Origin of the sequence: Desulfonatronospira sp. MSAO_Bac3 (assembly GCF_003838035.1) — a bacterium.
In the GTDB taxonomy this organism is placed as follows: Bacteria; Desulfobacterota; Desulfovibrionia; order Desulfovibrionales; family Desulfonatronovibrionaceae; genus Desulfonatronospira; species Desulfonatronospira thiodismutans.
This window is the reverse complement of sequence record NZ_QYZY01000273.1, coordinates 1-7,061: the sequence shown is the minus strand read 5'-3', so window position 1 is coordinate 7,061 and position 7,061 is coordinate 1. Positions and strand designations below refer to the sequence as shown.

The following is a 7,061-nucleotide window of genomic DNA, read 5'->3' as shown; positions in this document are numbered from 1 at the left end:
GGGTGGTGGAAGTTTAATCACGATCCAGAAGGAGTATTTATACAGATGCATGCTACAGAGTGCTGCCGTGCCTCGATCTGCTCCCCTCCTTGGTTAAGGAGGGGAGATTTACCGTGGCCTGGATTTACTTGGGTGGTGGGCTTCTGGAATGTTTATAAGGAAGGGATTTCATACAACCACCCCCGACCCCTCCTTGGCTAAGGAGGGGAGCTACACCGTGGCTTGGATTTACTTGGGTGGTGGAAGTTTAATCACGATTCAGATGGAGTGTTTGACAGATGCATGCGACAGAGTGTTGCCGTGCCTCGATCTGCTCCCCTCCTTGGTTAAGGAGGGGCTGGGGGTGGTTCGATAATCAGCTCCCTTCCTTCCCCGGCACTTACCAGGCTAAGGAGGGGAGCTACACCGTGGCTTGGATTTACTGTGGGGGTGGAAGTTTAATCAAGGCCCAGACGGAGTATTTATACAGATGCATGCAACAGAGTGTTGCCGTGCCTCGATGTGCTCCCCTCCTTGGTATGTCCGGGCATGGTGCTTTTAGCTCTCATGCTCAGACATATTCGGGATCAATGGCAGCCTGTCCGTTGTGCAGGATAAGCTTTATATACTGTACTGTGGTATTGTCTATGGGTACCAGTGGAAACTGCTTGCGGCAGAAGTCGCAGCTTCCCATGGATGCTTCCGTTGGGGCCAGCAGGGGGACGTTACGTCCGCAGTAGGGACATGGATAAAACATGACCAGTTCCATGCCCACCGGTTTTACAGGGGGGATAAAGCTTGGTTCGCTCATTTATTTCTCCTTGTAGAGCAGGCTTTTGCCGTCCATTTCAGCAGGAAGGTCTATGGACCACAGGTCCAGGATTGTGGGGGCAATGTCTGCAAGTATGCCCTCCCGGCGCAGTTTGTGTTCCGGAGAGTTTACCAGGCAGAAAGGAACAGGATTGGTGCTGTGGGCTGTTTTGGGGCTGTCGTCTTCAGCCAGCATGTCTTCGGAGTTGCCGTGATCAGAGGTGAGCAGTAAAATGCCGTTTTTTTCCAGCACTGCCTCCAGGATTGACCCGGCGCACCTGTCCACTGCTTCGCAGGCCTTGACTGCTGCACTTATGTTTCCGGTATGTCCCACCATGTCCAGGTTGGCCAGATTGCAGACATATAGGCTGTATTTTTCCTGACTGATAAGGCTGCACAGTTTTTCTGTGACCTGGAAAGCGCTCATTTCCGGTTTGTGATCATAGGTGGCCACCTCCCTGGGGGATGGGATGAGCACTCTTTCTTCTTGCTGGAAAGGTTCTTCCAGGCCGCCGTTGAAAAAGTAGGTGACGTGGGCGTATTTTTCTGTTTCCGCGATACGCAGCTGGGCAATTGAGTTGTTGGAGAGAACTTCACCCAGTATGTTCTGCAGATTTTCCGGTGGAAAAAGGACAGGAAGTTTGAAACTTTTGTCGTATTCGGTCATGGTGGCTACAGAGAGATCTGGAGCCTTGCTGCGGCTGAATTCCTGAAAGTTCCTGCGATAAAGTGCCTGGGTGAGCTGTCTGGCCCTGTCCGCCCTGAAGTTGAAAAAAAGCACTGCATCATTGTCCTGAAGACACCCGACTGGATGATTGTCCTCGTCTGTCAGCACCATGGGCTTTACAAATTCATCGGTGACCCCCCGGGAGTAAGATGCCTGAATGGCCTGCACCGGGTCCCTGACCGCTTCGGCCCGGCCCAGGGTAAGAGCTTCGTAGGCTTCCCGGGTACGCTCCCACCTCTTGTCCCGGTCCATGGCATAATACCTGCCCATTACCGTTGCTATGCGGCCTGTGCCGCATGACTCCATGTATTCCTGAAGGCGGGATACAAAATGCGCTCCGGAAGTGGGGGAAGTATCGCGTCCATCCAGAAAACAATGCACCATGACCCTGGAGACGTTTTTTTGGCCCAGGATATTTAGAAGTCCGTGCAGGTGCTCCTGAAGACTGTGCACTCCGCCGTCAGAGACAAGTCCCATGAGGTGCAGGGTGCTTTCCGGCCCCATCCGGTTTAAAAGATCTTCCAGGACAGGGTTTTGCCCCAGCCGTCCTTCTTCCAGGGTCAGGCTGATGCGCAAAATGTCCTGGTAGACTACGCGTCCTGCCCCGATGTTCAGATGTCCAACTTCGGAGTTGCCCATCTGCCCCCGGGGCAGTCCCACCTGCGGGCCTGAGCATTCAAGGGATGTGCAGGGATATGTATTCATGATAAGGTCCAGGTTGGGGGTGTGGGCCCGGGAAAAGGCATTGCCGGGACCCTGGGGGGCCAGGCCCCATCCATCCAGTATTAAAAGGACCACGGGAGTTCTGTTGTTATGCATGGTCATTCTCCGGCAGATCAAGGGCTATGGACAGGCCGCGGTTCCAGAAGCCTTCAAGGTTGTAAAAACTTCTGTGCTCTTCCTGAAAAATGTGTACCAGGATGTCGTTAAAGTCCAGCAGGATCCATCCCGCCTGCTGGTATCCCTCCATGCCGAGGTAGTCCCAGTTTTGTCCGTGGGCCACCTCCAGAAGGTGATCAGCCAGGGATCTGGCGTGTCTTTCGCTCTGGGCGGTGGCCAGGATCAGTCCCTCAAAGGCGCTGCAGTAAACAGTTACATCAAGGGCGTAAAGATCAGTTGCCTTTTTTTCATGCAGCGCTCCAGCCAGGTGATGCAGCTTTTGTTCCATTGGCGAAGGGGATTTTTTCCGGGATTGTGTCATGCGTGTATTTGTTCCTCCACGGTGTCTCTGGTTTTGTTTTAATATTGCCTGAGAAAGATTAACCATTTGCCGGGATTAATCAATACCAGGTCTTCAGCAGAGTTTGGCTTCGGGCATCTTCAGAATTTCACGGGCAAGCTTGCAGTCCAGGGTGATCTGAGATTTCAGCTCTTCTATCCCGGCGAACTTTTTTTCTGATCGCAGGCGCTGGACGAAATGCACCTTGACCTTGTGGTTGTAAACATCCTGATGGAAATCAAAAATATGCACCTCCACGGAAAGGTAGTCGTTGCCGAAGGTGGGATTGTAGCCTATATTGGCCACAGCAGCATGTATGCTGCCGGATATTTCCGCCCATACCGCGTAAACCCCGGTGCTGGGAAAAAGCTCGTCCTGCAGGAGGATGTTGGCCGTGGGAAACCCCAGCAATGAACCGCCCCGCTGTCTTCCTGTAGTGACCCGGCCCTCAACACTGTAAAAACGGCCCAGTAAAGGATGCACCTCCCACACCCGCCCGCTTTCCACCAGGTCCCGGATACGGGTGGAGCTGACTATGGCTCCATCCACCATTACCGGCATGAACTGGTCCACGCTGAAACCGTATTTTTGACCAAGCTGCTGCAACAGGTGAAAATTACCCCTGCGGTTCTTACCGAAAACGTAATCGTAGCCCACTATCAATTCCCGCAGCCGGAGTTTTTTTACCAGGAAATCATACACGAAATCCTCGGGCTCCATGGATGCAATGTCCTTGTTGAAGGTCATGCATAAAATATAATCCACCCCCAGTTCCTGCATGAGTTCAAGCTTGTGCTGGTTGAGGGTGATGAAGGGGGGAGTTTTTTTCCCCACAAGGACTCTTAAGGGATGCGGGTCGAAGGTGACCACTATGCTGGACAGGCCCATTCTTCTGCCTCTTTTCCTGACCTGTTGAATAAGCTGCTGGTGACCTACATGTACTCCGTCAAAATTGCCTATGGTCAGGGCACTGCCCTCTATCTTGTCTGTAAGAGCGTTTATATCATATACAATCATTAATACGTGTGAGTTCCTGTTTGTTGTTCAATGGCCCGGGGTCTGCCGCCGCCATGGGCTTTTATAATGCAGCAGCCGGGCTTAAGCCGGGGAGCCGGGCGGTGTTCTTTTCCAGCAGTTCGTCCAGCTTGTCCTTTATTTCATCTTTTTCGAGTATCCCCTCGTGCCTGTAAACTTCTTCTCCCTGATGATCAAAAAAGATCTGGGTGGGAGTGGTCTGAACCCCCAGATGCTGTACCTGGGAGGAATGTTTCTGCATGTCCAGGTAAGGCATGTGCACCTGGTCCTGATAATGTTCCTGCACTTCTTTGAGCACAGGCTCCATGGCCTGGCAGGGTGGGCAGAACTCTGCCCCCACGTTGAGCATGGTCACCCTGCCTTCCTGGGTTATACTCTCCATGATGGCGGCTGATTCCTGTTCCATCTGGTGGGTATAGGTGAATATTATGGCGAAAACCGCCCCTACAAATATTATTGCTGCCAGTGCCTTTTTCATAACTTTTGTCCGTGCCTGTTTGCTGTTTTGTGGAAAAAGGGGTAACCTTCCTGCAAGAGTGAAATTATCCTTGTACCGGCCTGAAAGTCAAGGAGATGAATGCGTTTTGCCGGGGTAATAAGGCCTGCACATGTCTGGATAGCTGATATGGAAGCAGTATGCTCCTGCTTTCCGACCGGGGCTTTTATTATTGGTGACCATGATTTTGTTTGTCATTGTATCCTGACTGATATAAAGGGGATTGCCGTAAGCGGCATCAAGGTTCTTGAAAAACGGGCTGCATGGGAAATCAGGCGCAGCCGTAAACTGTATAATAACACACATGAAGGAAATCAAGGCAGAAGTAATCAGCCTTACTTATACCAATTCGAACAACGGTTATGCAATAGCCCGGGTGAAGGCCTCAGGCGAGCCGGGGCAGGTTACCGTCTGCGGCTACATGGGCAACCTTGTTCCGGGGGAGACCCTTCAATTGAAGGGCGAATGGAAAGAGCACCCCAAATATGGCCGGCAGTTCATGGTCCAGGAGTTTGAGCAGGTTTTTCCGGCCAGCATCAGCGGCATCAAGAGGTACCTGGCTTCCGGCATGATCAAGGGTGTAGGGCCGGTGATGGCCGGCAAGATGGTAGCGGCTTTCGGGGAAAAGGTGCTCGACATTCTGGACAGCGACCCGGACAGGCTTCTAAAGGTGGAAGGAATCGGGGTCAAAAAGCTGGACAAGATCAAAGCCTCCTGGTCGCAGCAGCGCGAGATCCGCAACCTCATGCTTTTTCTGCAGACTTACGAGATCCCCACCACCTTTGCTGCCAGGATATACAGAAAGTACGGCGGTGAAGCCGTGCAGCAGCTCAAGGACAACCCTTACGACCTGGTTTACGACATCCGGGGCATCGGCTTTAAAACCGCTGACAGGATGGCCATCAAGCTGGGACTGCCTCCCAACAGCCGGGAGCGGCTGCAGGCCGCCATTGCTTACCAGCTTTTTTCTCTGGGGGAACAGGGGCACCTGTTCTACCCGGCACAGGAACTTCTGGAAAAGGTGCTGGAGCTTCTGGGGGAAGTGTCCCTTGACGATGTTCAGGCCGCTCTCGATTCTCTGGTGGAGAAAAAGAGGGTGGTGGTTCAGGATCTGCCTGAACAGGGCATAACCAGGGCGGTTTACCTGAGCTACTACTACAAGGTGGAGCAGGATCTGGCGCAAAGACTTTGCAGCATGAGTACTCATCCTGCGGCCCTGTCCGGGGAGAAGGTGGAAGCCGGCCTGGAACAGCTGGAGAGACAGGAAAGGATCCGCCTGACTCCGGAGCAGCGCCAGGCAGTGCTTGATGGCTGTCTGAACAAGACCTTTGTCATTACCGGAGGACCAGGTACAGGAAAAACCACCATCACCCGCATGCTGGTACGCACTTTTTCCGCTCTGGGGCTTAAGATCAAGCTGGCGGCCCCCACCGGCAGAGCGGCCAAAAGGCTTTCCCAGGCCACCGGTGCAGGGGCGGCCACCATCCATCGCATGCTTGGCTTCAACCCTTCCGGGGGATTTGAACATAACGAGGACAACAAGCTCAAGGCCGACGCAGTAATAGTGGACGAGGTGTCCATGCTGGATGCATCGCTTACGGTTCAGCTTTTAAGGGCCCTGCCGGTAACATGCAGACTGGTCATGGTGGGCGACGTGAATCAGCTTCCTGCTGTAGGGCCCGGCAACGTGCTCAAGGACATCCTGGACAGCGAAACAGTGCCCAGGGCTGTTTTGACCAGTATCTTCAGACAGGCCAGGCAGTCCAGCATAGTGGTCAACGCGCATCGCTTAAACACCGGCAAGTTTCCGGTCTCATCGGACAAAAAACCGCCCCAGGCTGATTTTTTCTGGGTACAGCAGGATGATCTGGCCAAAATCCAGGAGCTTATAACTTACATGGTATGCCAGCGCATCCCGGCGGTGTACAACCTGGATCCCCTGAAGGATATTCAGGTTCTTACTCCCATGCACAAGGGGGATGTGGGCACTGCGGAGTTGAACCGTCTTCTGCAGGACAGGCTCAATCCCGGTCCTGACGCAGTGGTTCGCGGTTACCGCAGGTTCCGGGTCAGGGACCGGGTGCTCCAGATGCGCAATAATTACGAAAAGGATGTATACAACGGGGACCTGGGCTGGATCAGGGAGGTGAACCTGGAAGACTCGGAGTTGATGGTGGATTTCGACGGCAGAGAGGTGGTTTACGACCTGGACGAGCTGGATGAGCTGACTCTGGCCTATGCCGTAAGCGTGCACAAGTCCCAGGGCAGCGAATACCCGGCGGTGATTATGCCGGTGGTCACCCAGCACTATCTCCTGCTGCAGCGCAACCTGATCTATACGGGTCTTACCAGGGCCAGAGAGCTGGCCGTGCTCATTGGTTCATCCAAGGCCATGGGCATGGGCCTTCGCAGCACCGGTGCCTCCAGGCGCTACACCCACCTGAGATATCGGCTGCAGAAAGCCTTTGAGTGAGGGCATGCTCTGTCCCTGTTTTGTCCGGATTTCTTTGTCCTGACCTGCAAAAGATCCTTAAAAGGAGGAAAGCAGAGCGTAATAAACATATTTATCTGGTCCCTGCGCGAGGGCAGCGGTTAAAAATAATCAAACTGAAATTGCAGCCGGCTGTAACACTCCAGTTTTCATGTGGATCTGTAGTGTTTTTGTCAGCGTAAAAGCGTATCTTAAGGCAGGAAACCCGTAATGGACAAGTGTTCTATTCCGGGTTATGATGAAAGATAAGAAAGTTGAAAGCAGCCGTTTTAAAAAAATGTGCCGGATAGATATCCAGTTCAGG

Annotated in this window: 6 protein-coding genes; 1 reads left to right on the top strand and 5 read right to left on the bottom strand. The window is 53.1% G+C overall.

Going from position 1 to position 7,061, the window contains the following annotated elements; all coding sequences use genetic code 11:
- Positions 1 to 550: 550 nt before the first annotated feature.
- The 5 genes from D5S03_RS09335 to D5S03_RS09315 form a co-directional block, all read right to left on the bottom strand.
- Positions 551 to 790 (bottom strand): hypothetical protein, encoded by a 240-nt coding sequence (locus D5S03_RS09335; RefSeq protein ID WP_008870861.1) that lies wholly within the window; start codon positions 788 to 790, stop codon positions 551 to 553.
- The gene (gene gpmI, locus D5S03_RS09330; protein WP_287043652.1) at positions 791 to 2,335 is read right to left on the bottom strand and encodes a 2,3-bisphosphoglycerate-independent phosphoglycerate mutase; all 1,545 of its coding nucleotides are present in this window, start codon (positions 2,333 to 2,335) and stop codon (positions 791 to 793) included. It lies immediately after the preceding gene.
- Positions 2,328 to 2,717, bottom strand: a complete 390-nt coding sequence (rsfS, locus tag D5S03_RS09325) for a ribosome silencing factor (RefSeq protein WP_008870859.1) — start codon at positions 2,715 to 2,717, stop codon at positions 2,328 to 2,330. Before rsfS ends, gpmI begins: the two co-directional genes overlap by 8 nt.
- Positions 2,718 to 2,810: 93 nt before the next feature.
- The gene (locus D5S03_RS09320; protein ID WP_008870858.1) at positions 2,811 to 3,752 is read right to left on the bottom strand and encodes a bifunctional riboflavin kinase/FAD synthetase; all 942 of its coding nucleotides are present in this window, start codon (positions 3,750 to 3,752) and stop codon (positions 2,811 to 2,813) included.
- Positions 3,753 to 3,813: 61 nt separating this feature from the next.
- Positions 3,814 to 4,248, bottom strand: a complete 435-nt coding sequence (locus D5S03_RS09315; RefSeq protein WP_008870857.1) for a thioredoxin family protein — start codon at positions 4,246 to 4,248, stop codon at positions 3,814 to 3,816.
- Between the two features lie 322 nt (positions 4,249 to 4,570).
- Here D5S03_RS09315 and recD2 point away from each other — a divergent pair, with 322 nt between their 5' ends.
- Positions 4,571 to 6,739: an SF1B family DNA helicase RecD2 gene (recD2, locus tag D5S03_RS09310; RefSeq protein ID WP_008870856.1), complete on the top strand. Its 2,169-nt coding sequence runs from the start codon at positions 4,571 to 4,573 to the stop codon at positions 6,737 to 6,739.
- The last annotated feature ends 322 nt before the right edge of the window (positions 6,740 to 7,061 follow it).

Coding starts and splice junctions, on each gene's coding strand:
- D5S03_RS09315 (WP_008870857.1), bottom strand. CDS start 4,248: ATGAAAAAGGCACTGGCAGCAATAATATTTGTAGGGGCGGTTTTCGCC.
- gpmI (WP_287043652.1), bottom strand. CDS start 2,335: ATGCATAACAACAGAACTCCCGTGGTCCTTTTAATACTGGATGGATGG.
- recD2 (WP_008870856.1), top strand. CDS start 4,571: ATGAAGGAAATCAAGGCAGAAGTAATCAGCCTTACTTATACCAATTCG.
- D5S03_RS09335 (WP_008870861.1), bottom strand. CDS start 790: ATGAGCGAACCAAGCTTTATCCCCCCTGTAAAACCGGTGGGCATGGAA.
- D5S03_RS09320 (WP_008870858.1), bottom strand. CDS start 3,752: ATGATTGTATATGATATAAACGCTCTTACAGACAAGATAGAGGGCAGT.
- rsfS (WP_008870859.1), bottom strand. CDS start 2,717: ATGACACAATCCCGGAAAAAATCCCCTTCGCCAATGGAACAAAAGCTG.